Consider the following 24,937-nt stretch of genomic DNA (forward strand, 5'->3'; position numbering starts at 1 on the left):
TCCTCCATAATTTTTCTCAGTCTTTAAGGTCAACGTAAGCCTTGCCGTCCTTAATGCTTATCCTGTCCTCGCAGAACAGCGAAACCGCCTTAGGCAAAAGCTTCCATTCAACGTTTTCCATTATCTTCTTCTGTAAACTCTCAGGCGTTTCGTCATTGGCTACATCTACAGCGCCCTGCAAAATTATCGCTCCGGCGTCAGCCTTTTCGTTTACAAAATGTATAGTCGCACCCGATACCTTTACACCGTATTCCAAAGCCTTTTCATGAACTCTAAGCCCATAAAAGCCCTCGCCACAGAATGACGGTATCAGTGCAGGGTGAACGTTTATTATTCTGTAAGGATAAGCCTTTGTGACGCATTCGTCAAGAATTATCATAAATCCAGCCAGCACAATAAGGTCAGCACCTTGTCTGTTAAGCTCAGCCAGAATAGCCTCGCTGTAACTCTTGCTGTCAGCATATTCCTTTCTCGGAATAACGACAGTGCCGATACCTGCATTTTTCGCCCTCTCCAGAGCATAAGCACCCTCCTTCGAGGATATGACGCAGGTTATCTTGCCGTTTTTTATAATGCCGCTTTTTTCAGCGTCAATAAGCGCCTGTAGGTTTGTTCCGCCGCCCGAAACAAGAACGCATATCTTCTTCATATCTCTTTACCCTTAGCAGATGATAACGCCCATGTCAGAGTCAACAAGCTCGCCCAGAACGTAAGCTTCTTCGCCTGCCGCCTTGATAGCTTCGATAGCCTTGTCAGCGTCAGCCTTGTCAACAACAACTGTCATACCAACGCCCATGTTGAATGTGTTGAACATATCTCTCTCAGGAATGTTTCCTGTCTTTGCGATAACGTCGAAAATAGGAAGCACCTGAACGTCGCTTCTTGCTATCTTAACAGAAAGACCGCTTGGAAGTGAACGTGGAATGTTCTCATAGAATCCACCACCTGTGATGTGAGATATAGCCTTTACCTTAACAGAGTCAAGCAGGCTCATAACAGCCTTTACATATATCTTTGTAGGTGTGAGCAGTGTCTCGCCAAGTGTCTTGCCAAGCTCGTCATAGTGAACGGAAAGAGTCTTTTCGTCAACGCTGAATACCTTTCTTACCAGTGAGAAGCCGTTTGAGTGAACACCGCTTGACTTGATAGCTATCATAACGTCCCCGGCCTTCTGAGTGCTTGGGTCAAGTATCTTGTCCTTGTCAACAACGCCAACAGAGAAGCCTGCAAGGTCATATTCGTCAACAGGGTAGAAACCAGGCATCTCAGCCGTTTCGCCACCGATAAGCGCACAGCCTGACTGTACACAGCCCTCTGCTACGCCAGAAACTATCTGAGCTATCTTCTCAGGATAGTTCTTGCCAACAGCGATGTAGTCAAGGAAAAACTGTGGCTTTGCACCGCAGCAGATAATGTCGTTTACGCACATTGCCACGCAGTCGATACCAACTGTGTCATGCTTGTCCATAAGAAAAGCTATCTTGAGCTTTGTGCCAACGCCGTCTGTGCCTGAAACGAGAACAGGCTTTGTGATACCTGTCATGTCAAGCTCAAACAGACCGCCGAAGCCGCCGATGCCACTGAGAACACCGCTCGTCATGGTCCTTGCAACGTGCTGCTTCATAAGCTCAACTGCCTTGTAGCCTGCCGTTACGTCAACGCCTGCTTCCTTGTAGCTGTTTGAAAAACTGTTTGTATTCATGATAAAATATCCTTTCAGTTATTTACTTCTTTTCCGATATCTTCGATTCAAATTTGTCCTTAGGCATATCCTTAGGAACTTCGATAGGGTATTTCTCTGTAAAGCAGCCTACGCAGAAATCACACTTTGAATTTCCCGCAAGCTTTTTAACGCTTTCAACACTGAGATATCCCAAGCTGTCTGCACCGATATATTCGCATATTTCTTCATTGGTCATCTTGCAGGCGATAAGATTTTCCTTGCTGTCTATATCCGTTCCGAAATAGCATGGTGCGATGAATGCAGGGGAGGAGATACGAACGTGAACTTCCTTTGCACCTGCGTCCCTCAGCAGCTTGACTATACGTCCCGAAGTCGTTCCTCTGACGATACTGTCGTCTATCATAACGACCCTCTTGCCCTTAACAGTGCTTGAAATAGCGTTGAGCTTTATCTTGACGGAGTTTGTCCTCTCTGTCTGGCTAGGCTGAATGAACGTCCTGCCTATGTATCTGTTCTTGATAAATCCAATGCCGTATGGTATGCCGCTTTCCTGAGAAAATCCCAGCGCAGCGTCAAGTCCCGAGTCAGGCACGCCTATGACGATATCAGCGTCAACAGGGTGTTCTCTCCAAAGATATTTTCCTGCCCTGAGCCTTGCCATGTGAACGCTCGACCCCTCTATAACAGAGTCAGGTCTGGCAAAATATACATATTCAAATACGCATATAGTACCCTTTTTACCGCAGTGAGTTGTGATAGAGTTCACACCGTTTTTGTCAATAACTATCATTTCACCTGGTTTAAGATCTCTTATGTATTCAGCGCCGATGCTGTCAAAAGCACAGGTCTCCGACGCTACCACATAGCCGTCGTCTATCTTTCCGAGGCAAAGGGGTCTGAAGCCGTCAGGATCTCTCGCCGCAATAAGCTTTGTCGGCGACATAACGAGCAGCGAATACGCACCCTTTATCCTGTACATAGCCTTTTCAAGCGCCGCCTGTATAGACGGTTCTCTAAGACGTTCCTCGGTTATGGCGTATGATATGACCTCAGTATCATTTGTGCTGTGGAATATCATGCCCTTGTTTTCATATTGCTCTCTGAGTTCTCTTGCGTTAGTAAGATTTCCGTTGTGAGCGATAGCCATAGGACCCTTTATGTGACGAACAACAAGCGGCTGAGCGTTTGAAGCATTGCAGTTGCCTGTGGTCGAATATCTCACATGACCTATAGCAATATTGCCCTTGCCGAGCCGTTCGAGAGTTTCTTTGTCAAAAACCTGATTGACAAGACCCACGTCCTTGTGATAGCTGAACACGCCGTCGTCGTTTACAACGATACCGCAGCTCTCCTGACCTCTGTGCTGTAAAGCGTAAAGAGATACATAAGTCTGAGCCGCAACATCGCTTGTCTTGTTAGTATAAATGCCGAAAACGCCGCATTCTTCATGGATACCTGTTACCAATTAAATCATTCCCTTCCGTTCCAGCAGTAGGTGCAAAGCTCACAGCTTGGCAGACCCACGGCCTTTACAGTGCCTTCAAGCGACTGGAATTCAACAGAGGTAAGTTTAAGTCTCCTGCATATCTCGTCCCTGAGGAGCTTGCCACGCTCAGTGCTTGAATCGCTGTATTCTTCAATGTATTTAACTCCCTCGATACCCTCGTTCTCATCAATGATCTGTCTTGCGATAAGTTCAAGTTCCGAGGTGCTGCGTGAAAAGTTAAGATACTTGCAGCCATACATGATAGGAGGACAGGCTGATCTCATGTGGACTTCCTTTGCACCGTTCTCATAAAGAAACTCAACAGTTTCCCTCATCTGAGTTCCTCTGACGATACTGTCGTCAACGAACAGAAGCTTCTTGCCCTCGATAAGTTCGTGAACAGGTATAAGCTTCATCTTCGCAACTCTGTTTCTCATAGACTGGCTTGTTGGCATAAAGCTTCTGGGCCATGTAGGAGTGTACTTAATGAACGGTCTTGCAAAAGGTATGCCGCTTTTGTTTGCATATCCTATAGCGTGAGGAACGCCCGAATCAGGTATTCCGCAAACGAAATCAACGTCAGGGAGCCTGCCGTTTTTCATATCGTTCTCCGCCATTATCTCGCCGTTGCGTGTTCGCATAAGCTCCACGTTCACGCCCTCATAGCAAGCGGTAGGGTAGCCGTAATAAGTCCAAAGGAAAGTGCAGATCTTTTTCTTGTCTGTACCTTCGCTGAGGATATTGTAGCCGTCCTTGGTTATCTCAGTTATCTCTCCCGCCTTTAGTTCGTGACAGGTGGAGTATCCAAGCTTCTGATATGCAAATGATTCAAAAGAAAAGCAATATCCGTCAGAACGCTGTCCTATTATAATAGGAAGCCGTCCGTCCTTATCTCTGGCAACGATCATCGACTTGTCTGTCATTATTGCAAGTGACATCGTGCCTTCTATCTTGTCCTGTGCGTATCTTATGCCGTCAACAAAGCTGTCCTTCTGTGCGATCAGCGCACCGATAAGCCCTGCGGAATTGATAGCGCCGCTGCTCATTGTTTCAAAGTTTGCGCAGCCCTTTTCAAGCAGTTCGTCAGCCAGTTTAGCGGCATTTTGTATTACACCGATAGAACACACTGCGTAAAGTCCTAACTTCGAGCGTACCATTATCGGCTGAGGATCTGTGTCGCTTATGCAGCCGATACAGATGTTTCCTCTCATTTTGTCAACGTCTTTTTCAAATTTAGTACGAAATGGTGAGTTTTCAATGCTGTGAATATTTCTCTGAAAGCCAAGCTCAGGGGAGAATGAAGTCATTCCGCCCCGCCTTGTGCCTAAGTGTGAATGATAGTCGGTCCCGAAGAAAACGTCCTGAATACAGTCATTAGCTGAAACAGCTCCGAAAAAACCGCCCATAGATATTATTCTCCCATTACTCTCTTTATCATCTCATGGTAAGCCTCTTCAACGCCGCCCATGTCTCTTCTGAATCTGTCCTTGTCGAGCTTCTCATGTGTCTTAGAATCCCAGAAACGGCAAGTATCAGGTGAGATCTCGTCAGCAAGAAGTATCTTTCCGTGGAATCTGCCGAACTCGATCTTGAAGTCGATAAGGTCAATGCCGATGTTCTTGAAGAAGCCAAGCATGAACTCATTTACCTTGAAAGCATACTTTGTGATATCCTCGATCTCTTCCTCAGTAGCAAGACCAAGACCAAGAGCATAATACTTGTTGATGAATGGGTCGCCAAGCTCGTCGCACTTGTAGCTGAACTCAAGTGTAGGCTGCTTGAGCTTTGTGCCTTCCTCGATACCGAGCTTCTTTGAGAAGCTTCCTGCTGCAACGTTTCTTACGATAACTTCCAGCGGAACGATCTCGACCTTCTTAACGATAGTCTCTCTGTCAGAGATCTCCTCAACAAGATGAGTAGGGATACCCTCTTTTTCAAGAAGCTTGAACATATAGTTTGTCATTTTGTTATTGATAGCACCCTTGCCAACGATAGTGCCTTTCTTCTCGCCGTTGAAAGCAGTAGCGTCGTCCTTGTAATCAACGATAACAAGATCAGGGTCGTTAGTAGCGAATACTTTCTTAGCCTTGCCCTCATAGAGCTGTTCTGTCTTTACAATGTTTTCCATAGATTTATTCCTCCATAAAATTATTTACATTATTTATATGATATACCGAAAACATATCCACTGCCGTTTTAATATGTAGGGGCGAACATCGTTCGCCTGCCGACAGCAGAACTTCCCCGATATATCAAATATAACATACAGCCGAGCTATATGTCTGTATCAAAAAATCAAAGCGCAGCAAGCTTGTCTTGTAAAGCTTTGTCCTTAGCCACAACACCGTCTATCATATCCTGCTTAGCCTTTTCAAGCTTCTCAGCCAGACCCTCGTCAGAAAGAGCAAGCATCTGAATAGCAAGTATAGCAGCGTTCTTAGCGCCGTCAACTGCGACAGTGGCAACAGGGATACCACTAGGCATCTGAACGGTAGCAAGCAGAGCGTCCATGCCGTCGAAGTTAGCACCCTTGCAAGGAATACCGATAACAGGAAGCGTTGTGTGACCTGCAATAACTCCCGCAAGATGAGCCGCCATTCCGGCAGCGCAGATTATAACTCCAAAGCCGTTTTCCTTAGCCTTGTCAGCAAAATCGCTTGCAAGCGCAGGCGTTCTGTGAGCAGACATAACGTGACATTCGTAAGGAACACCATAAGCCTTAAGTTCAGCAACAGCCTTGCTGACAACAGGAAAATCGCTGTCAGAACCCATTATTACCGCAACTTTTTTCATAAATTTATACCTCCAAGTAAAACAAAAAATTACAAATAAAAAACTGCAACAATGGCGTTGCAGTTTTAGTCAGTGCATAATTATATTGTTAGAGTGCAAAAAATCAAGGCAGGACGCAATTATACTTAAAGACCTACCCATAAAAGAATATGTAATTGATGAAAAACAGCACATTTCAGTCATACATCTCTCCTGAATACATACAAAAAATACTGCACAATATTACCAGACAGTAAAGCGGAGCAAAACTGTCTGCGAAAGCTTTTTTACTGATTTTCTCCATAACAGCATACAAAGCCTTACAATAATATTGTACAATATTTATAGATAAATTTCAACACATATTTATATAAAATTTATATCAATTAATCTTTGATTTATTGTGAAATTTGTCTACATTAACTTTTTGTTCAGAAAATACTTGTATCAGTGATCTGACCGTTTGACAAGCTGTTGACGAGACCACGCATTTCCTCTTTGGAGCGAATACAGTGTGCCGAGTCGATTATCTGCTGTCTTTGAAGCGGATCCAGCTTAGCAAAGTAAGCATATGCCGCAGGCACCTGAGCAAGAGCCATAGACAGCCCCAGCGGCAATTCCTGCCCGTGAGCAAAAGAGTTGTTTTTCATTTTTTATCACCTCCGCATATATTATTTCCCGGGCAATAAAAATAATAAACCCTTACGATCTTATATGTGATACTGCACAATTTATCACATCGTAATTTATGCAAACAAATGATTTATCTTTTAATTTGGCAACATTTCTGCAATTGTTGCATTTTTTATGCAACAAAAGTGGTGATTTTCGGGATAAGTATAAGGATATTATCCCAAATCGAATATCCTGCAAGGTAGCAGTGTATGAGGACACATTCTGTCAACGTGAGTTAGGTGAACACGATGAGAGGTTCTGATCGCACAGAAAAGCACTTCCTGCACCTTGTTTGAAGCTTGAAAATTGAATAAAAATCGTACAAAACCACAAAATTACGGCAACAAATCTGTAGGGGCGAACAGCGTTCGCCCGTCGAAGAAACAAGTCCACGATTACAACCATTGTAGGACAGAACAAAAAACTATCCTATCATGCTTGTAGGGGCTGGCGCCCTCGACAGCCCGCTCGAAGTGACGAGGTTTGAATTTACCATAAAGTCATGCAGATGTACAAAGACGTGCGAGGGGGTCGGGACGTCGAATTTCTGCAAAGCAGAAATCGCTCCGCTGGGTCATTCTTTACTTCATAGGAATATTATTCTTTTCCAAATCAGTTGACAATCTTTTGTTAATATGATATAATTATTTTGTTAATTTTTTGTCGATTTATCAGTTAATCTGAGGTGTATTAATAAATGGATAATCTTTCTAATATAAGTGTGATAAAAGATGTTCTCGCAAGACATAATTTCACTTTCTCCAAGGCTCTCGGTCAGAATTTCTTAGTGAATCCCTCCGTTTGCCCCAAGATAGCCGAAATGGGCAATGCAAAAAAAGGCTTCGGCATAATCGAGATAGGCACAGGCATAGGCGTTCTCACAAACGAGCTTGCCAAGCGTGCCGACAAGGTGGTGGCTATCGAAATTGACGACAGGCTTATGCCGGTTCTTGCAGAAACTCTTGCAGAATATGACAATGTGAAGATAATAAACGCCGACGTCATGGAAACTGACCTCCATAAGCTTATTGCCGAGGAATTTCAGGGTATGGACGTTGCCGTTTGTGCAAATCTGCCTTACTATATAACCTCGCCCATATTAATGATGCTCCTTGAAGAACGTCTGCCCATAAAGTCTGTTACTGTCATGGTGCAGAAAGAAGCAGGCACACGTCTTTGTGCCCCTATGGGTACAAGAGATATGGGAGCAGTCACAGTGGCAATAAATTATTTTTCTGTACCGAAACTGCTTTTCAACGTATCACGAGGAAGCTTCATGCCCTCGCCTAACGTTGATAGCTGTGTGGTGAGGTTTGATATCCGTGATAAGACCCCCGAGGGCGTGACGGACGAAAAGTTCTTTTTTAAAGTCGCTAGGGGAGCATTTTCACAGCGAAGAAAGACTCTCTCAAATTCCGTATCATCATCAATGGGTATAGATAAATCTATAGTAAATCAGGCGATAGAGCAAAGCGGCCTGCCTGCCTCCGTCCGTCCTGAAGCTCTTTCCATGGAACAATTCATAACCTTTTCCGAAGCCCTTAGAAAGCTTATCTAATTGTAGGGGAGTCGCACAGTTTCTGCAAGACGTCCCGTTCTTCGGATATCTCAAATTAAAAATTATTACGCAAACATTGATTGTGTTTTTTCAAAAGATGTATGGGAGTGGCTTTGAGATCTGTCCGTAAATTTGGTCAGTATTTCAATTTCAAGCCCATATTGCGACACCTTTCGCTTGATAGTCCTGCTAAAATGTAATTATTACATTTTGGAAACATAGGACGTGATAAGCAATGGAAAAAATACGGCATACGGCAAAATTTCATACCTCAGGTAAAACGAATGTACTTATGGCTGTTTTATCGGCGGCAGCAGCGTTTGCGGCAAGCTTCGGAAAGATCTTAGGCTTCCCATCGTCAATGAACGTGGCGGTGGCAGTGCTTTCGGGAACTAATGTGATACCTGCTTTTTTAGGCTCTGCACTTGCATATTTTGTAAGCGGAACATTCTCAGAGGGTATCGTTCAGCTTTGTGCGATACTTGTTATAGGGGCGGTAAGGCTTGTGATGCCCTCTGCTGACCATAAGGACGACCCCGTTTTTGTGTCGCTCCTCACAACAGGAGCAATGCTTCTTTTCAGCTGTGTAATGTCGGTGGCAATGCCGTCGGATACATATACGGCTTCACTGCGAATGATAAGCTCGCTCATGTGTGGCTGTGTTGTTTTTATTGCACTGACCGTAAAACGTCAAAGAAACCGAAGCGGTGTTTTTGACCTTACAGGAATAAACGGAGTTTTCACAGCTATACTTTATATTATGTTTATCTCGACCATCACTGCCGCACCGCTCCATGTGGTGAATCTGGGCAGGATAGCAGGCACTTTGTTTATGCTTATGGCAGTGCGAAAGTATAGAAATATAGGCGGTGCAGTCGTTGGTGCATTGACCACCTGCGGTGTACTCCTTTGTGCTCCGTCACTTGCGAGAAATACACTTTTGCTTGCCACGTCAGGACTTATCTGCGGAGCTTTTCTGCAATTCGGCTCTCTTGTGATAGTGTTTGTTTTCCTTGCAGTTTCACTTGTGAGCCTTGTGGCAATGGGCGTGAACGGTGATACATTTTCAATGTTTGCTGATTTGCTTATAGGCTCTGTGCTTTTTATCGCCCTGCCTGTTCCTGTGATAAAAAGGGTGGCAAAAAAAGTGGTGGGAGTGAAAAATTCCGTTGACCTTGTAGGGCAGACCACTTCTTCAAAGCTCAACATGGCTTCGAGAACTCTGGGCGGTATCAGAGGTCAGCTTACAATGGTCACTGCGGCGATAGATAAACGCTCAAAGGAAGCTACACTGTCAAAGCGTGTACGATCTGTTGTTTGTACCGATTGCGATATGTACTCAGTGTGCAGTAAGCGTTGTGTACAGCTTGATGACAGCTTTTCAAAGCTTGAAAGCATAGTTTGTACATATAATAACCTCAGCCTTGACGACGTTGAAAAGCATTTGGGTGGCTGTGTGAGAAAGTCCCTTCTTTGCAAAAGCTTCAATGAATTGTATACCGACTTTGTGGCAGAACGTGCCGACAGCATGAGAGTTCGTGAAATGCGTGAGTTTTTAAGCGAACAGCTTTCCTCCATGGAGGATATCTTATCCGACCTTTCTTTTAGGGCAGGTCAGGTGAGAAGCGTTGATCCTCAGCTTTCAGCAAGAGTAAGGGAGCATTTCTCAAACCTTGGCTATCCAAATGTGAAAGCCTGCGTTTACATAGACGAAAATCTTTGCCAGCGTGTGGACGTTTTCATAACTGCGCAGTTCAGGGGTGATCTTGTAAGGCTGACGGCTACGCTTTCAGAAATGATAGATTATGACCTTGATATGCCTGTGATAGTCAAGGTGGATAATATAACCAGAATGTCCTTTGCGGAAATACCGAAATTCACAGTTGATATAAAAAGCTTTTCGGCTTCGTCAAGCGGAGAATATTCGGGGGACAGCTTTGAAGTCTTCGATTCAAGCGTCAACGAAAAGTATATCGTCCTTTCAGACGGCATGGGAACAGGAAAAAGAGCAAGACTGGATTCATTGTTTTCCGTAAGTCTTGTTACAAGGCTCATACGATCGGGAATGTCTATGCAGACAGCCCATAGGCTTATAAATTCCATGCTGAGAGTTAAGGGCTGGGAGGAATCTTTTGCGACCCTTGATATAATGCGGCTGGAGCTTAATGGCGGAACGGTGCAGTTTCTAAAATCGGGTGCGGCGCAAAGCTTTCTTTTCCGTGACGGCGGTCTTAAAGCTATCGGCGGACAGGCTTTTCCTGCTGGGATACTTGCGGAGTGTACACCTGATGTGAGCGAGCTTAAGCTCTTTGACGGGGACGTTCTGCTTATGACCTCAGACGGTGTCGAGGACGCTACAGCACGAGAGATACTCCGCTGTAACGGAATGAACGCTCAGGAGATAGTCACGGCGCTTGGCGCAAAGGCGCTTGCTCAGCGAACAGGAGGCAGGCGTGACGATATAACTATTATTGCCGCAAAAATTTTCCTTCGTGACGAGAATGAAAAATGAATGTAAATGACTTTGCCGACTTTTGCCTGCAATTTTTTACTTTTGTATACTTTGACTTTACTTTTTCTATGTTATTATATAAAATCTATTGTGCAAAATATATAAAACTATCTGTTGAAATATGTGCGAATACGAGAATAACTACTAAAACTATTGCAAAATTGTTCAAAAAAGATTAAAATGTAAGTATGAAACACCGAAATTATTCAGCGGTTTTCACAAAAAGACAAGGGAGGCTGAATTGTGATAGATATTATTCCAAAGGATTATGAACTGCCGCTCTATCTTTTCCACAATGGCACAAACTGCGAAACATATAAGTTTCTTGGCTGCCATAAGGGAGAGAAAGACGGCATAGAAGGATATTATTTTAGAGTCTGGGCAGCACACGCTGAGGGCATTTCTGTTGTGGGAGATTTCAATGACTGGGACGAAAATGCCACTCCAATGGAGAAGATAGACGACTCAGAGGTGTGGGAGGCTTTTGTTACAGGGCTTAAGACTTATGATACATATAAATACTGTATCCACGGCTGTGACGGCAAGACCCATTATAAGGCTGATCCGTACGGCACACACATGGAGGTCGCTCCGAACACCGGCTCAAAGGTTTTCGATATAGACGATTATCTTTGGAGCGATAAAAAGTGGATGACCGAGAAGAAGTCTAAGGATATCTACAATTGTCCTATGAATATCTATGAGGTACATCTCAATTCATGGAAGGCTTGTCCTGACGGAAAATATTTCTCATATGTTAGATTTGCAGATACTATAATCCCTTATATAAAGGAAATGGGCTATACTCATATCGAGCTTATGCCGCTGGCGGAATATCCTTTTGACGGCTCTTGGGGCTATCAGGGTATCGGCTATTTTGCGCCGACTTCACGTTTCGGAACGCCTTATGACTTCATGAAAATGATAGACCTTTTCCATTTGGCAGGAATAGGCGTTATCCTTGATTGGGTGCCTGCGCATTTTCCAAGAGATGAGGCAGGACTGTTCGAGTTTGACGGAGGTCCGTCATATGAATACTCTGACCCGAAAAAGGCAGATCACCTCACTTGGGGAACGAGAGTTTTCGATTATTCAAAGGGCGAGGTAAAGTCATTCCTTATCTCGAACGCTCTTTACTGGATAGAAAAATATCACGTTGACGGTCTGAGAGTTGACGCTGTTGCGTCTATGCTTTATCTTGACTATGACAGACGTGACGGAGAGTGGACGCCTAACAAGTTCGGTGGCAAGGAAAATCTTGAAGCTGTTCAGTTCTTCAAGGATCTCAATACCGCTGTGTTCGGAAGAAACCCTAATACCCTTATGATAGCCGAAGAGTCAACTTCATGGCCTATGGTAACAAAGCCTGCGAGCGATGGCGGTCTTGGTTTCAACTTCAAGTGGAACATGGGCTGGATGAACGATATGCTCAAATATATGGCTCTTGACCCTATCGACAGAGCTTTTCATCATGATATGCTCACGTTCTCATTCTTCTATGCTTTCTCTGAAAACTTTATTTTGCCTATCTCTCATGACGAGGTGGTGCATGGTAAGGCTTCATTGGTAAATAAAATGTATGGTGGAGATATCGACAATAAGTTCAAGCAGTGCAAGCTGTTCATGGCTTATATGATGGCTCACCCAGGTAAGAAGCTTCTGTTCATGGGTGCTGATTTTGCTCAGTTCAGAGAGTGGGATTACGAGAATGGTCTGGAATGGTTCATGGTGGACGAATATGAGAACCACCGCAATTATCTGAACTACTCCAAGAACCTCAATCATTTCTATCTTGACCACCCTCAGTTCTGGGAGAGAGATTTTTCTTGGGAGGGCTTTAGCTGGATATCAAATGACGATTTCAAGCAGAGCATCATCATCTTCAGACGTTTCGACAAAAACGGCGGAGAGGTCATCGTTGTGTGCAACTTCGTTCCTGTGGAAAGAAAGTCATACTGCTTTGGCGTTCCTTACTGGGGCAGCTATACAGAGGTGTTCAACTCGTCTTCTGTTGACGGATCCCCTTGCACGAACGGCACTGTTAAGGCGGTAGATGTTAAGATGCACGGCTTTGACCAGTCAGTTTGCATCGATATTCCTGCGTTCTCTTGTATGTATTTCACGGTGAAGAAAGAGGAAAGACCTGTGCCTGAGAAAAAGGCAGAGGGAAAGAAAAAAACAAAGACAGCGGCTAAGAAAACTGCTGTCAAGAAAGCCGCTAAGGCGAAAACAACTAAGAAGTCCACAGCTAAAAAGGCTGAGTAATATAGACTTAATAAAAATTGGTGGGTGAATTAATTATGTTCAACAAAAAAGAATGTGTTGCAATGCTGCTGGCAGGCGGTCAGGGAAGCAGATTGTATGCCCTGACACAGAGCGTTGCAAAACCGGCAGTACCTTTCGGTGCTAAGTATCGTATCATTGATTTTCCTCTCTCGAACTGTATCAATTCAGGTATCGACACAGTGGGCGTGCTGACACAGTATCAGCCATTGGTACTCAATGAGTACATTGGAAACGGTCAGCCTTGGGATCTTGACAGAATACACGGAGGCGTTCATGTGCTTCCTCCTTATCAGACAGCTTCAGGCGCTGATTGGTATTCGGGTACTGCAAACGCTATTTATCAGAATATCGCTTTTGTAGACAGATATGACCCTGAGTATGTTGTTGTTCTTTCAGGCGACCATATCTATAAAATGGATTACAACAAGATGCTTGAATATCACAAAGCTAAGAACGCTGACGCTACTATCGCTGTTCTGGACGTTCCAAAGGAAGAGGCGTCACGTTTCGGTATCATGATAACCGACGAGGACGACAACATCATAGACTTCGAGGAGAAGCCAAAGAACCCTCGTTCAACTCTTGCTTCAATGGGTATCTACATATTCACTTGGAAGAAGCTGAAAGCTTATCTTATCGCTAATGAGAACGACAAGGAAGCTTCAAAGGACTTCGGCAAGAACATTATTCCTGACATGAGAGAAGCAGGCGAGAAGCTTGTGGCTTATCGTTTTGACGGCTACTGGAAGGACGTTGGAACTATCGACTCTCTTTGGGAAGCTAATATGGACCTTATCAATCCTAACATTCCTATCGATCTTTATGACACAAGCTGGAAGATATACTCAAGAAACCCTGTTATGCCACCTCAGAGCATAGGCAAGAACGCTCAGGTACAGAACTCTATGGTAACAGAGGGCTGCGTTATCGACGGCTCTGTCGAGTTCTCAATGATCTCTGACGGCGTTACTGTTGAGGAAGGCGCTGAGATACTGGATTCTATCCTTATGCCTGGCGCAGTTGTCAAGAAGGGTGCAAAGGTCGAGTATGCTATCGTTGGCGAGAACACTGTTATCGGTGAGAACGCTCAGATCGGTGCAAGACCTGAAACTATCGAGGACAAGGACTCATGGGGCGTTGCTGTAGTGGGCAATAATCTGACCGTTTCTGACGGCAGTGTTGTTGCACCAAAGGCAATAATTTACGAGAATATCTAAGAAAGGACCGAGTAAATATGGATGTAAATATGGGTAACGTACTGGGTCTTGTTTTCGCTAATATGCACGACACGACTCTTGGCGACATGACAAAGAACAGAACTATGGGTTCTGTAATGTTCGGCGGAAGATACCGCCTTATCGACTTCCCACTGTCTAACATGGTAAACAGCGGCATAAGCGAGGTCGGAGTTATAACAAAATCTAACTATCAGTCACTTCTGGATCACCTCGGCTCTGCAAGAGAGTGGGATCTGGCAAGAAAAAAGGGTGGACTTTACATTCTGCCTCCATTCGGCAACGTTGAAAGCACTCTTTACAGAGGCAGGATCGAGGCTCTTTATGGTGCGATGAGCTTTATCAAGCATTCAAGAGCTAAATATGTTATCCTTTCAGACTGCGACGTTGTCACAAACATTGACTACAAGCCTATCGTTGCGGCTCACATCGAGAGCGGTGCTGATATTACTGCTGTTGCACACACTGGCGTTTACAGCTCTGATGATATAAAGACTTCAACTGTATTCAACGTTGACGCTGACAAGAACGTAACCTCTGTTCTTATCAATCCTGACATCAGCGGCACTTGCACAACGAGCCTTAATGTGTTCGTTATGTCAATGGATTTCCTTATTGAAACTGTTAATGACGCAATGGCCAGAGGAAATGTAAGCTTTGAGAGAAATATTCTTCAGGAGAAGTGCAGAGAGCTTAAGATAAAGATCTACGAGTACGATAACTATTTCAGCAAGCTCAACAGCCCTGAAAGCTACTTTAAGTCAAACATGGCTCTGCTTGAACCTGAGAATGCACGCAAGCTGTTCGTTCCAAAGCGTTCTATCTACACAAAGGTAAGCGACAATGCTCCTGTTAAGTACGATCTGGACAGCAAGGTATCAAATTCTCTTATTGCTGACGGCTGTATCATAGAGGGCGAGGTAGAGAACTCTGTACTGTTCAGAGGCGTTAAGGTAGGCAAGGGTGCAAAGGTCAAGAACTGTATCCTTATGCAGGGCACTGTTGTTGGTGACAATGCTGAGCTTAACTATCTTATCACAGACAAGAACGTTTCTATCTGTGAAAACCATATCCTTACAAGCTCGCCACAGTATCCTATGTATGTAGGAAAGGGAGCTTCTGTATAAAAAGGTCGCAATGACTTAGGAAAGAGGGTTCGGATATGAACATACTTTATACTGCAAGTGAGGCTTTGCCTTTTATTGCTTCAGGTGGATTGGCTGATGTTGCAGGCTCACTGCCTGCGGCTATCAATGCCGAGGGTCACGATTGCAGAGTCGTGATACCTTATTACAGCTCTATCAGGCAGGAGCTTAAGGACAAGCTGACATATGTTACGAATTTCACTGTGCCGGTGGCATGGAGAAATCAATACTGCGGCGTTTTTACAGGCGTTGTGAACGGAGTGACTTATTATCTTTTGGATAATGAGTATTACTTCCAGAGAAACGGTCTGTATGGCTTTTATGATGACGCTGAGAGATTTATATTCTTCTCAAGGGCAGTTCTCGAACTGCTGAGATACATCGACTTTAAGCCAAATGTTATAAATGCCAATGACTGGCAGACGGCACTTGTTCCTGTTTATTATGATATTTTCTACCGCTATCAGCAGGGTTATGAGGATATCAAGACGGTATTTACCATACACAATATTCAGTATCAGGGACAATATGGCTTAGAACTTATCAACGATATTATGGGCATTCCGCTTTATCATACGGATCTGCTTTCATATGACGGTGATGTGAACTTTATGAAGGCTGCTATTGAAACGGCTGACAAGGTGACGACAGTTTCGCCAAGCTATGCTTGGGAGATACTTGATCCATGGTATTCACATGGTCTTGACAGGGAGCTTGTGAACAAGCAATACAAGCTTTGCGGAATACTCAATGGAATAGATCAGAAGATCTATGATCCTGCAACTGATCCTGTTATTGCTAAGAATTATAGTTTGAATGACAAGACGGGCAAGGCTGTTTGCAAGCACGCTTTACTCAGCGAGCTTGGCATGGCACATGGAAAAGAGCCTGTTATCGGTATCGTAACGAGATTTGTTTCACACAAGGGTCTTGACCTTATCAAGTATGTGTTTGAGGACATCATCAGACTTGGCTGCAAGTTTGCTATTCTTGGTTCAGGCGAGAAGATATACGAGGACTTTTTCAGCGAAATGCATTATCGTTATCCTGACAGAGTGGGTCTGACCATTGGTTTTGTGCCTGAGCTGTCCAAGAAGATATACGCTGGTGCGGATATGTTCCTTATGCCGTCGCAGAGCGAGCCTTGCGGTTTGGCTCAGATGATCGCTCTGAGATATGGTACTATACCTATCGTAAGAGAGACAGGCGGTTTGAGAGACAGTATCCATGATGCAGGCGACAAGAGTGGAAACGGCTTTACTTTCAAGTCTTACAACGCACATGATATGCTTGACGCTGTTGTTAGAGCCAGGGCATACTATGATGACAAGATGAAGTGGGGCAGGCTTGTGAACACTGCGCTCAAGCAGAATTTCAGTTGGACAAAGTCCGCCAAGGATTACATTGCACTTTACAACGACATTCACTAAACACCAATATCCGTTTATTTTGCCTGATAAACGGGAAAGACCGTCCCTTATCTTAGGGGCGGTCTTTTTGCATTTATATAACTGTACTATTAATTGTACATTTATTTAGGGATTTGTCAACAAACTGAAAGCGGACAGGTGTGTGCCTGTCCGCTTTGGTTTAATGCTGTTTTGTTCGCATTGCTTTCGCTTTTTCTTTCATTTTCTGACCCAAATAAGAGCCTATTTCCAACATTGCGGTGTATTTGTCGATACACACGATAACGTAAGATTCAGCGTATTTAGGGAATTTCAGGGTCAGCGGCCACATATGCTTGACTATCATATCCTCCTCACGTTTGCCTATCTCAAAATGCTGTTTCGCATTGTTGAGTGCGACCTTTGGGTGGGTCATTCCGTGAGGCATTTCGCCTTTTTTCTTCTCACGATCCCTCCAATCATAAAGAAACAGATCGTGAAGCAGACCTGCTCTTGCTGCGGATCTTGAATTTAGTCCCAATTTTCTGCAAACGAGATAGTTATAGTAGGATACATTGATGCAATGCTGATAGCAAGTCGTACTATAGTGATGACGAAAATTTTTCATTTCGTTTACAACATCGCTGTCAAGCAGGTCCTTTACAAACTCAAAATACTCCTTTGCTTCCTCAGAATTTTCAATGGAATATCTTGAACCGAAAGCCTTTGACATTTGCATGACCTCTTTTCGATAACTTATATGCAGGCGGCAATTTTGCTGCCCTTTTTTACGGTTGGTGACTAATGTTTACCCCATAAGTTACCCCATTCAAGTTTGTTTTACCAAACTTACATTAACATTATAAACTTTTTTGTTCAAAATGTCAATAGGGAATGTATAACAATTTTATTACAAAAATATCGGGCTGTCTGTGTTAGCATGACAGTCCGATAAAAAATTGGATATCAGTAGTATTTTTCGTCATAAAATTTGGGGATAAAATCTTTGGCGGCGGAGGTGCGGCTTTGGACAAAACCCTCAAAACCGTATTTGTTCACGGCGTCAATGACGGTGTTATACTCGAAAGTTGATGTCTTACGGCAAAGCTCTTTGTAGTCAAAGGCTTTATACACGGGGGTGAACTGGCTCATGAGGCTTATCATTATCTCGTTTTTGGCAAAATTTTTGCCTAGCCACTCCATAAGCTTTATGGAGTCTTTACGGTGGGTAGGGAGGACAAGGTGGCGGACTATTGTGCCACTCTGCATTATGCCCTTTTCGTCAAAGGTTGGCTTGCCTGAAAGCTCCGCCATTTTATGTATTGAAGCAGCGGCGTTTTCAAAATAGTCTGCGGCTTTGGAATATTTATCCGAAAGTGTAGGATCAAAATATTTAAGGTCGGGTAAAAATATCTGCACATAGCCACGAAGAAGCTCCAGCGTTTGGGGGTTTTCATAACCGCCGCTGTTATAGACCACGGGGATAGTGAGCTTATCTTTACAGAGGTCGAGCGCTTTGATTATTTGCGGAACGAAATGGGTGGGATTGACGAGGTTTATGTTGTTTGCGCCCATTGATTGAAGCCGCAGAAAAGTGTCTGCAAGTTCTTGTTCGGTAAGCTCAAAGCCTTTGCCCTCAGCGGATATTTCGTAGTTCTGGCAGAAACAGCATTTCAGGCAGCAGCCTGAGAAAAATACTGTTCCTGAGCCTTCTGTGCCGCTGATACAAGGTTCTTCCCACATATGAAGCTCGGCTCGGGCTATCCTTACTTTGGCAGTTTCACCGCAGAAGCCTTTATGCTCGTATCTGTTCACTTTGCACTCTCTTGGGCAGAGGGTACAGCTTTTTAGGATATCGTTCATGCCGCTGTGTCAACTCCGCCTATTTTGGTGTAGGAGTCAGAGGATAGGTCGCCTGATGAGTCTGTGTTTTCGTCAAGTGGGATATTGAACTGGAATGAATCTGTTATCCAATCGTCATTCTGGAAGCAGGCTGTGAACGTGGTGCGCTTTGAATCGGCTGGGACAAGGAACTTGATCGTATAGGTCATATCGTCTTCGTAGCCGCTTTCACCGGGGAAGAAGTTGTTTGAGAAAAACGAATTATCGTTTTCGTCATAGGCGGTGTTATAGGCAAAGGTGAATTTTACCTGTCTGTTGCTATCGCTGATATTAACATCAAGGTCGAGGTCTATTTCCCATACTGTGTCACCGCTTATAATACCCCCTGAAAGGGAGTTTCTTTCCTCATCGGTCAGGTCGCTTACTTTGCGTTCGGTGAGGGTATAGCCTTGATACTGAACGCTGTAGGTACCGTCCTCAGCGTCTTGCGCTACATAGAGGTTGGAATGGTCGGTGTAGTCATCATCGGCTTCACTATAGGTATCGTCATAATCGTAGTCATAGTTATAGTCGTCATATTTGCTTGAAATTATTTTTGATGAGACAAAGCCTATGATAGTTGGGAGGATAGCCATAAGGATTATTATGACCACAACGGCGGTGGCACAGCCTTTGCCGCCATTCTTTTTGTTAGAGTGGTTTATGTTCGTGGCGTTGAAGCTATAGGAGCTGTTGTTTGGGCGGTTATAGCTTGTACGCTGTTGGCTGTAGTTATTGAGGGCTGCAAGCTTTTCGGCTCTTGAATTTGAATAGCTTGGGGGAGGGGTAGGGTTTTTAGGTGGGGTATAGGTGCTTTGGAAATTCTCGTCCCTTGCTTCCTCTTCACGTTCCTCGGAAACGAAATCGTTCTTTTCTTCTTTGAAGGTGTCATTTTCAGACTGACCGAACCAGCCGTCCTGCTCGTTATCGGCACGGAGATCATGAGAGTGCAGGTCATCTGAAAAGCTGTTACAGCTTATATCCTCGTCACGGGCTGTGAAGCACTCAGGACAAATTATCTCATCATCGCTTTTAAAGTGGTATCCGCAAATTCTGCATTTATTTCTGCTCAATTATTTCACCTCATTAATATACAAATTCCCAGCCCTGTTTTACAGGCTGACAAACGCACTTATAGCTCCAGCCTGACAGCTTTTCTGCGGCTGTTTGTGCGGAAGCGATATCGGGGAAAACTCCAAAAACGGCTGAGCCGCTTCCTGTCATAAGGGCGGAGAGAGCTCCGCTGTTTTTAAGTTCATGCACTGCATGAGCTATCTCCTCACGGTCGGCGGCATATTCCAGCACATTGAAAAGGTTTGAGCATATGCCGAAAAGCTTTCCACCGCCGATATATCTCAGCAGGACGTCCATATTACAGCGTTTGGGGTTTGAAATGCTGTCATACTTTTTGAAAGCTTCGGGGGTGGAGATACCCACGTCGGGTTTTATTATTACGAAAGCGCAGTCGGGTGAGGGCAGGTTGCTCATTATTTCGCCAACGCCCTGACAGAGCCTTGTGCCGCCTGTAATACAGAAAGGCACGTCTGCACCCAGAGCCACACCTATGGAGCAGAGCTGTTCATCGGTGAGCCTTGTATCAAACATGAAGTCCAAGGCTCTAAGGGTAGCGGCGGCGTCTGCACTTCCTCCGCCCATGCCGGCTTGTGAGGGGAGGTTTTTCTCCACATTCACTGTTATTTTACAGCCGAAGTCAATATGGGTGAAGTCGGCAAAGGCATGGTAGGCTTTTGTGATGATATTATCCTCGCCTTTTGGAAAGCTGTCAAGTTTGCAGGTAAGCTCTATGCCCTCGCCCTCAGAGAGGGTGAAGTCCAGGAGGTCGAAGCAGGACACTGACTGCATGACAGTATTTAGCATATGGTAGCCGTCATCACGTTTACCAACGATATCCAATGCAAGATTTATTTTTCCGTAGGCTTTTATTTTTAAATTACTGCACGTTACCATTTTTGATATCCTCTAAAAATTCTCCGATACGTTTGATAGCCTCTCTCAGGTGGTTAAGGGAATAGGCGTAGGAGACACGCACATAGCCCTCTCCGCACTCGCCGAAAGCATCTCCCGGCACGACGGCTACCTTTTTGGTGTAAACAAGCTTTTCGCAGAAGTCGGTGCTTGTCATGCCTGTGCTTTTGATACAAGGGAAAACATAGAATGCGCCTTGCGGTGCAAAGCATTTAAGACCAAGCTTATTGAAAGAATCCACCACAAAGCGACGGCGGATATTATACTCGTTACGCATGGCATCTATATCCTTCTGACAACTGTGCATGGCAACGATAGCGGCATACTGGCTGACAGTAGGGGAGGACATGATAGCATACTGATGAAGCTTGAGCATTTGGGACACTATCTCTTTTGGTCCGCCAAGGAAGCCAAGCCGCCAGCCTGTCATTGCAAAGCTTTTGGAAAAGCCGTTTATGACGATAGTACGCTCACGCATACCCTCTATTTCTGCGATAGAGCAATGCTTGCCTGAATATGTAAGCTCGGAATATATCTCGTCTGAGGCTATCATGATATTGGTATCTTTAAGCACCTTTGCGATAGCTTCAAGATCTTCACGGCGCATTATCGCACCTGTTGGGTTATTAGGATAGGGCAGGACAAGGAGCTTGGTTTTGTCGGTTATTTTTTCACGAAGCTCGTCTGCTGTAAGTCGGAACTCGTTTTCTTCCTTTGTTTCTATGACCACGGGAACGCCGCCGCATAGGGAGACGATAGGACGATAACAGACAAAGGACGGTTCGACTATAAGGACTTCATCACCGGGTTGGATAAGGCATCTTATGGTAAGGTCGATAGCTTCAGAGCCGCCAACAGTGACGATTATTCCCTTATTAGGGTCATAGCTTGTGTGGATAGTACGCTGAAAATACTTGGCTATCTCTTCACGGAGAGCAATCAGACCTGCGTTTGCGGTATAGCAGGTCTTGCCTTTTTCCAAAGTTGAGATAGCTTCCTGACGTATGAGCCACGGGGTTTTGAAGTCAGGCTCGCCAACGCCAAGGGAGATAACACCCTCTAGCTGCTGTGCGATATCGAAAAATTTTCTGATACCTGAGGGCTTCATTTCCTTTATGGCAGGGCAAAGCACTTTATTATAATCTATCATGGGGAGATCAAACCTCTTTCGTCTTTATCATCTGTGCTTATCATGATGCCGTTGTCTTTATAGACCTTCAGCACGAAGTGTGTGGCGGTGGACTGGACAGCGTCGATAGTTGCAAGTCTTTGGGAAACAAACTGTGAGATGTCCCTGATGTTTGCACCGTTCACGGCAACGATTATATCATAAGCACCTGACATAAGGCGGACGGACTCCACCTGCTCATAGCTTGCGATCTGGTTTGCTATCTCGTCAAAGCCTGACTGTGACTGTGGGGTGACTTTAAGTTCTATAAGAGCGAAAACTGAATTAGGGTCATAGGCACTTTCGTCAACGATCGCGGAATAGCCCTTTATTACACCGTCTGCTTCAAGCTTGGCGATGTCCGCTGCAACCTGCTCTTCTGTTTTATCAAGAAGAACGGCAAGCTCGCTGTTTGTGATACGGGCGTTGTTTTTCAGTAATTTTATAAGCTGATCCATAAATAAGCCTCCTTTAGGTTTATAAATATACATTATATATTATAACATATTATCTGTATGAACGCAAGTATTGTGATGTAAGAAATGAGTAATTTATCTGTCAGAATAGACAAAGGGGAGGGCGAGAAAGCTTGTGGCGTGGGGGTTGTGGTATAGCCGAGATGTTGTGGGGGTGGACGGGCGAATGTTGTTCGCCACTACAGATAAATTGCGGTCATGAGAAATTGTAGGGGCTGGAGTCCTCGACAGCCCATTTATCTTGGGTATTTGTTTTATGAGCTGTACAGTTATTTGGACTGTGCAGCTTTTTATGTGTGAGGGGTGTGAAAATTGGGGCGGCGGTATTGAAATTATTATTTTGTTGTGATATAATTGTACTAACTAGAACTGTGTAAATTCAGGAAGGATCTTTATGAGTATAAACAGCAATGAGGGCAATGATTTTTGCAACAGATATAATGAGGTGCTGAAAAGCGATAAGAAAAAAATGATCGCTGCGGCTGTAGCTTGCACTATCGTTATGGGAGCAGGCTTTGGCGGATATTTATACTACGGCGCTTATTATGCTTCGGGCTGGCACACCCATGACGGCTCGACTTATTATATTGTCAAGGAGACGGGCGAAAAGGCGCTTGGATATCAGATAATAGACAACACCTGCTATCTTTTTGACGACAAGGGAAACGCTATGGCTGACGGCTGGCATAAGTATCGTGGGGACACTTACTATGTCAAGGACGGCGTTGTTCAGCGTGGAAAAATGAAAATAAAGGGAGAGGAATACTATTTCTCTGAGGAGTCTGGCATTTTCAGGACGGGCCTTTGCGAGATAAACGGCGGTGAATACTACTTTGACGATCACGGCTTCCCTGACACGGGTTTTGACAGCGACGGCGGTTATTACTATGACGAGAGTGGCAAGCGTGTGACAGGCTGGGCAAAGATAAACAATGTTCAGTATTATTTTCTAAAGAGCGGTGAGATGGCCAAGGGCTTTGTTGAGATAGAGGGCAAGATATACTATTTTGATGATGACGATGGTCACATGGCCACAGGCTGGCAGGACATTGACGGAAAGAAGTATTATTTTTCTGAGAGCGGTGCTGTTCACAAGGGCTGGATGGAGCTTGAAAAGAAGTATTATTATTCTGATGAAGCTACAGGGGCTTGCGCTCAGGGCTTTGCGGAGATAGACGGTGAGAGCTATTATTTCAATGATAGCTGTGAAATGGTCAAGGGCTGGATAACAATTGACAAGAACAGATATCATTTTGCTGATGACGGTAAAATGACTAAGGGCTGGTATGAAGAACCGCCTGAGAAGTATTATTTCAAGGGCGACGGCTCTGCAGGCAAGGGCTTTACCAAGATCAAGGACAAGTATTATTACTTTGATAAGAAAAATCGCCTCCTCTCCGGCTGGAACGAGATAGGCGAAAATGTTTATTACTTCGGCAGAGGCGGCGTTGTGGCTGACGGCTGGGAGGATATTGACGAAGATACTTACTATTTTGACAAAAAGACCCATGCAGCGGCAACAGGTTGGACGAATACGGATCAGTACACTGATGATGAGAAAAAGAAAATAAAAGAGTTCAAATCCAATGTTTCAAAGCTTGTGAAGTTTGAGAAGGACGATTACAAAAAGGACGAGAAGCCTGACGAAAAAGAGACCCAAAAGCTTGAGGAGCTTGCAGACAAGTTCGGCGAAAAGACATTCAATGCTTATGACAGAAAGGTTTATGAAAAGTTCGGCGGGGCGGTGTTCTATCAGTATTATTTCTACTCTGATCACACTCTTTGCACTGGATTTCATAAAATAAACGGCTATTACTTCTACTTTGATGAGGAAACCGGCAAGAAGGCTACGGGCTGGAAGACCATTGACGGAAAGAGATATTATTTTGGTCTGACAGGTGCGGCGGCTGTTGGCGAATTTGAGGAGGACGGGGACAAGAAATACACCTTCTCAAACGAGGGCGTGCTTGCAGACGGGATCGTTAAGATAGACGCTGAATGGAAGTTCAAGAAAGAGGACGGCTCTTGGGCTAAGTCGGAGTTTGTTACTTCAAAGGGAAAAATTTACTACATTGGTGAGGACGAGGCTGCACTTACAGGTTGGCACACTATTGAAGACAAGCTGTATCATTTTGACAATGACGGCAAGCTTTCAAAGGGGCTGTTCAGTGATGATTCAGGGCTTTACTACATTGACAAGAACGGCGCTCAGAAAGACAAGTGGGTAACAGCCGGTGACAAGACCTATTATTTTGACGGCGATGGCAAGGCAGTTTCAGGCTGGAGAGAAATAGACGGAACGGAGTTTTATTTTGACAGCGATCATGTTTTGCAGAATGAATGGACGACTATTGACGGAAAGAAATATTTCCTGCAGAATGGTGTTGCGTTGAGAGGTCCTGTGTACATTGACGACAAGTATTACAACTTCGGTGAGGACGGATATCTAAAGTCCGGCTGGGTAAGCTGGCGTGGGCAGAAGTTCTACAACAACAAGAACGGCACTGTTGTGACAGGTTGGAAGAAGATAGGCGGAAAGCGATATTATTTCAATGATTATGGCATGATGCTCATAAACACTACTGTTGACGGATATAACATTGACAATGACGGAGTTGCGCATAAGGCAAAATAGCAATAAAAAGGACTGCTGTGGTTTCAGACAGCAGTCCTTTTGGTTTTGTA

At 44.5% G+C, this 24,937-nt stretch carries 20 protein-coding genes; 7 read left to right on the forward strand and 13 right to left on the reverse strand.

Annotated features, from left to right (window positions below):
* Positions 1–16 precede the first annotated feature (16 nt).
* From purN to RBI_RS10915, 7 genes are all read right to left on the reverse strand, one after another.
* Entirely contained in the window at positions 17–649 is a 633-nt protein-coding gene (purN, locus tag RBI_RS10885) for a phosphoribosylglycinamide formyltransferase (protein ID WP_041337196.1), read from the reverse strand.
* Between the two features lie 12 nt (positions 650–661).
* Positions 662–1,702, reverse strand: a complete 1,041-nt coding sequence (purM, locus tag RBI_RS10890; protein WP_022287349.1) for a phosphoribosylformylglycinamidine cyclo-ligase — start codon at positions 1,700–1,702, stop codon at positions 662–664.
* A gap of 22 nt (positions 1,703–1,724) precedes the next feature.
* Positions 1,725–3,149: an amidophosphoribosyltransferase gene (gene purF / locus RBI_RS10895; protein WP_041337197.1), complete on the reverse strand. Its 1,425-nt coding sequence runs from the start codon at positions 3,147–3,149 to the stop codon at positions 1,725–1,727.
* Positions 3,150–3,154: 5 nt separating this feature from the next.
* Positions 3,155–4,576 (reverse strand): amidophosphoribosyltransferase, encoded by a 1,422-nt coding sequence (locus RBI_RS10900; RefSeq protein WP_041337198.1) that lies wholly within the window; start codon positions 4,574–4,576, stop codon positions 3,155–3,157.
* Positions 4,577–4,581: 5 nt separating this feature from the next.
* Positions 4,582–5,298: a phosphoribosylaminoimidazolesuccinocarboxamide synthase gene (purC, locus tag RBI_RS10905; RefSeq protein WP_022287346.1), complete on the reverse strand. Its 717-nt coding sequence runs from the start codon at positions 5,296–5,298 to the stop codon at positions 4,582–4,584.
* A gap of 167 nt (positions 5,299–5,465) precedes the next feature.
* Complete coding sequence (purE, locus tag RBI_RS10910; protein WP_041337200.1) at positions 5,466–5,963, reverse strand: 5-(carboxyamino)imidazole ribonucleotide mutase; 498 nt, start codon at positions 5,961–5,963, stop codon at positions 5,466–5,468.
* A gap of 410 nt (positions 5,964–6,373) precedes the next feature.
* The gene (locus tag RBI_RS10915) at positions 6,374–6,592 is read right to left on the reverse strand and encodes a YdeI/OmpD-associated family protein (RefSeq protein ID WP_022288720.1); all 219 of its coding nucleotides are present in this window, start codon (positions 6,590–6,592) and stop codon (positions 6,374–6,376) included.
* Between the two features lie 722 nt (positions 6,593–7,314).
* Here RBI_RS10915 and rsmA point away from each other — a divergent pair.
* The 6 genes from rsmA (at position 7,315) to RBI_RS10950 (ending at position 16,783) form a co-directional block, all read left to right on the forward strand.
* Positions 7,315–8,175, forward strand: coding sequence for a 16S rRNA (adenine(1518)-N(6)/adenine(1519)-N(6))-dimethyltransferase RsmA (rsmA, locus tag RBI_RS10920; RefSeq protein ID WP_041337202.1), 861 nt, complete (start codon positions 7,315–7,317; stop codon positions 8,173–8,175).
* A 235-nt stretch (positions 8,176–8,410) separates the two neighbouring features.
* Positions 8,411–10,687: a SpoIIE family protein phosphatase gene (locus RBI_RS10925; protein WP_051706855.1), complete on the forward strand. Its 2,277-nt coding sequence runs from the start codon at positions 8,411–8,413 to the stop codon at positions 10,685–10,687.
* A 246-nt stretch (positions 10,688–10,933) separates the two neighbouring features.
* Positions 10,934–12,952 carry a 1,4-alpha-glucan branching protein GlgB gene (gene glgB, locus RBI_RS10935; RefSeq protein WP_178086270.1) on the forward strand — a complete coding sequence of 673 codons (2,019 nt, stop codon included), beginning with the start codon at positions 10,934–10,936 and terminating at the stop codon, positions 12,950–12,952.
* 35 nt (positions 12,953–12,987) lie between these two features.
* Entirely contained in the window at positions 12,988–14,190 is a 1,203-nt protein-coding gene (locus RBI_RS10940; RefSeq protein ID WP_022287953.1) for a glucose-1-phosphate adenylyltransferase, read from the forward strand.
* Between the two features lie 17 nt (positions 14,191–14,207).
* A complete protein-coding gene (gene glgD, locus RBI_RS10945) occupies positions 14,208–15,335 on the forward strand; it encodes a glucose-1-phosphate adenylyltransferase subunit GlgD (RefSeq protein ID WP_022287952.1) in 1,128 nt (375 codons plus the stop codon).
* A 35-nt stretch (positions 15,336–15,370) separates the two neighbouring features.
* Entirely contained in the window at positions 15,371–16,783 is a 1,413-nt protein-coding gene (locus RBI_RS10950; protein WP_041337206.1) for a glycogen synthase, read from the forward strand.
* A 160-nt stretch (positions 16,784–16,943) separates the two neighbouring features.
* On the opposite strand, the gene RBI_RS10955 is transcribed toward RBI_RS10950, so the two are convergent.
* The 6 genes from RBI_RS10955 to RBI_RS10980 form a co-directional block, all read right to left on the reverse strand.
* Positions 16,944–17,474: an HDIG domain-containing metalloprotein gene (locus RBI_RS10955; RefSeq protein WP_022287950.1), complete on the reverse strand. Its 531-nt coding sequence runs from the start codon at positions 17,472–17,474 to the stop codon at positions 16,944–16,946.
* Between the two features lie 233 nt (positions 17,475–17,707).
* The gene (locus RBI_RS10960; RefSeq protein ID WP_041337207.1) at positions 17,708–18,604 is read right to left on the reverse strand and encodes a radical SAM protein; all 897 of its coding nucleotides are present in this window, start codon (positions 18,602–18,604) and stop codon (positions 17,708–17,710) included.
* Positions 18,601–19,695 carry a hypothetical protein gene (locus RBI_RS10965; protein WP_041337208.1) on the reverse strand — a complete coding sequence of 365 codons (1,095 nt, stop codon included), beginning with the start codon at positions 19,693–19,695 and terminating at the stop codon, positions 18,601–18,603. Before RBI_RS10965 ends, RBI_RS10960 begins: the two co-directional genes overlap by 4 nt.
* 13 nt (positions 19,696–19,708) lie before the next feature.
* Positions 19,709–20,590, reverse strand: coding sequence for a 4-(cytidine 5'-diphospho)-2-C-methyl-D-erythritol kinase (gene ispE / locus RBI_RS10970; RefSeq protein ID WP_041337209.1), 882 nt, complete (start codon positions 20,588–20,590; stop codon positions 19,709–19,711).
* On the reverse strand, positions 20,574–21,758 hold the full coding sequence (locus RBI_RS10975) for an aminotransferase class I/II-fold pyridoxal phosphate-dependent enzyme (RefSeq protein ID WP_178086267.1): 1,185 nt from the start codon (positions 21,756–21,758) through the stop codon (positions 20,574–20,576). The genes ispE and RBI_RS10975 overlap by 17 nt, the downstream gene beginning before the upstream one ends.
* Positions 21,755–22,234, reverse strand: coding sequence for an Lrp/AsnC family transcriptional regulator (locus RBI_RS10980; RefSeq protein ID WP_022287945.1), 480 nt, complete (start codon positions 22,232–22,234; stop codon positions 21,755–21,757). The genes RBI_RS10975 and RBI_RS10980 overlap by 4 nt, the downstream gene beginning before the upstream one ends.
* A gap of 412 nt (positions 22,235–22,646) precedes the next feature.
* Here RBI_RS10980 and RBI_RS10985 point away from each other — a divergent pair, with 412 nt between their 5' ends.
* The gene (locus RBI_RS10985) at positions 22,647–24,887 is read left to right on the forward strand and encodes a hypothetical protein (RefSeq protein WP_051706857.1); all 2,241 of its coding nucleotides are present in this window, start codon (positions 22,647–22,649) and stop codon (positions 24,885–24,887) included.
* The last annotated feature ends 50 nt before the right edge of the window (positions 24,888–24,937 follow it).

It is taken from the genome of Ruminococcus bicirculans (ex Wegman et al. 2014), from assembly GCF_000723465.1.
GTDB classification, from domain to species: Bacteria; Bacillota; Clostridia; order Oscillospirales; family Ruminococcaceae; genus Hominimerdicola; species Hominimerdicola aceti.

Coding starts and splice junctions, on each gene's coding strand:
- RBI_RS10985 (WP_051706857.1), top strand. CDS start 22,647: ATGAGTATAAACAGCAATGAGGGCAATGATTTTTGCAACAGATATAAT.
- RBI_RS10925 (WP_051706855.1), top strand. CDS start 8,411: ATGGAAAAAATACGGCATACGGCAAAATTTCATACCTCAGGTAAAACG.
- rsmA (WP_041337202.1), top strand. CDS start 7,315: ATGGATAATCTTTCTAATATAAGTGTGATAAAAGATGTTCTCGCAAGA.
- RBI_RS10980 (WP_022287945.1), bottom strand. CDS start 22,234: ATGGATCAGCTTATAAAATTACTGAAAAACAACGCCCGTATCACAAAC.
- RBI_RS10960 (WP_041337207.1), bottom strand. CDS start 18,604: ATGAACGATATCCTAAAAAGCTGTACCCTCTGCCCAAGAGAGTGCAAA.
- RBI_RS10900 (WP_041337198.1), bottom strand. CDS start 4,576: ATGGGCGGTTTTTTCGGAGCTGTTTCAGCTAATGACTGTATTCAGGAC.
- purE (WP_041337200.1), bottom strand. CDS start 5,963: ATGAAAAAAGTTGCGGTAATAATGGGTTCTGACAGCGATTTTCCTGTT.
- RBI_RS10915 (WP_022288720.1), bottom strand. CDS start 6,592: ATGAAAAACAACTCTTTTGCTCACGGGCAGGAATTGCCGCTGGGGCTG.
- purM (WP_022287349.1), bottom strand. CDS start 1,702: ATGAATACAAACAGTTTTTCAAACAGCTACAAGGAAGCAGGCGTTGAC.
- purC (WP_022287346.1), bottom strand. CDS start 5,298: ATGGAAAACATTGTAAAGACAGAACAGCTCTATGAGGGCAAGGCTAAG.
- RBI_RS10940 (WP_022287953.1), top strand. CDS start 12,988: ATGTTCAACAAAAAAGAATGTGTTGCAATGCTGCTGGCAGGCGGTCAG.
- RBI_RS10975 (WP_178086267.1), bottom strand. CDS start 21,758: ATGATAGATTATAATAAAGTGCTTTGCCCTGCCATAAAGGAAATGAAG.
- RBI_RS10950 (WP_041337206.1), top strand. CDS start 15,371: ATGAACATACTTTATACTGCAAGTGAGGCTTTGCCTTTTATTGCTTCA.
- RBI_RS10955 (WP_022287950.1), bottom strand. CDS start 17,474: ATGTCAAAGGCTTTCGGTTCAAGATATTCCATTGAAAATTCTGAGGAA.
- ispE (WP_041337209.1), bottom strand. CDS start 20,590: ATGGTAACGTGCAGTAATTTAAAAATAAAAGCCTACGGAAAAATAAAT.
- purN (WP_041337196.1), bottom strand. CDS start 649: ATGAAGAAGATATGCGTTCTTGTTTCGGGCGGCGGAACAAACCTACAG.
- glgD (WP_022287952.1), top strand. CDS start 14,208: ATGGATGTAAATATGGGTAACGTACTGGGTCTTGTTTTCGCTAATATG.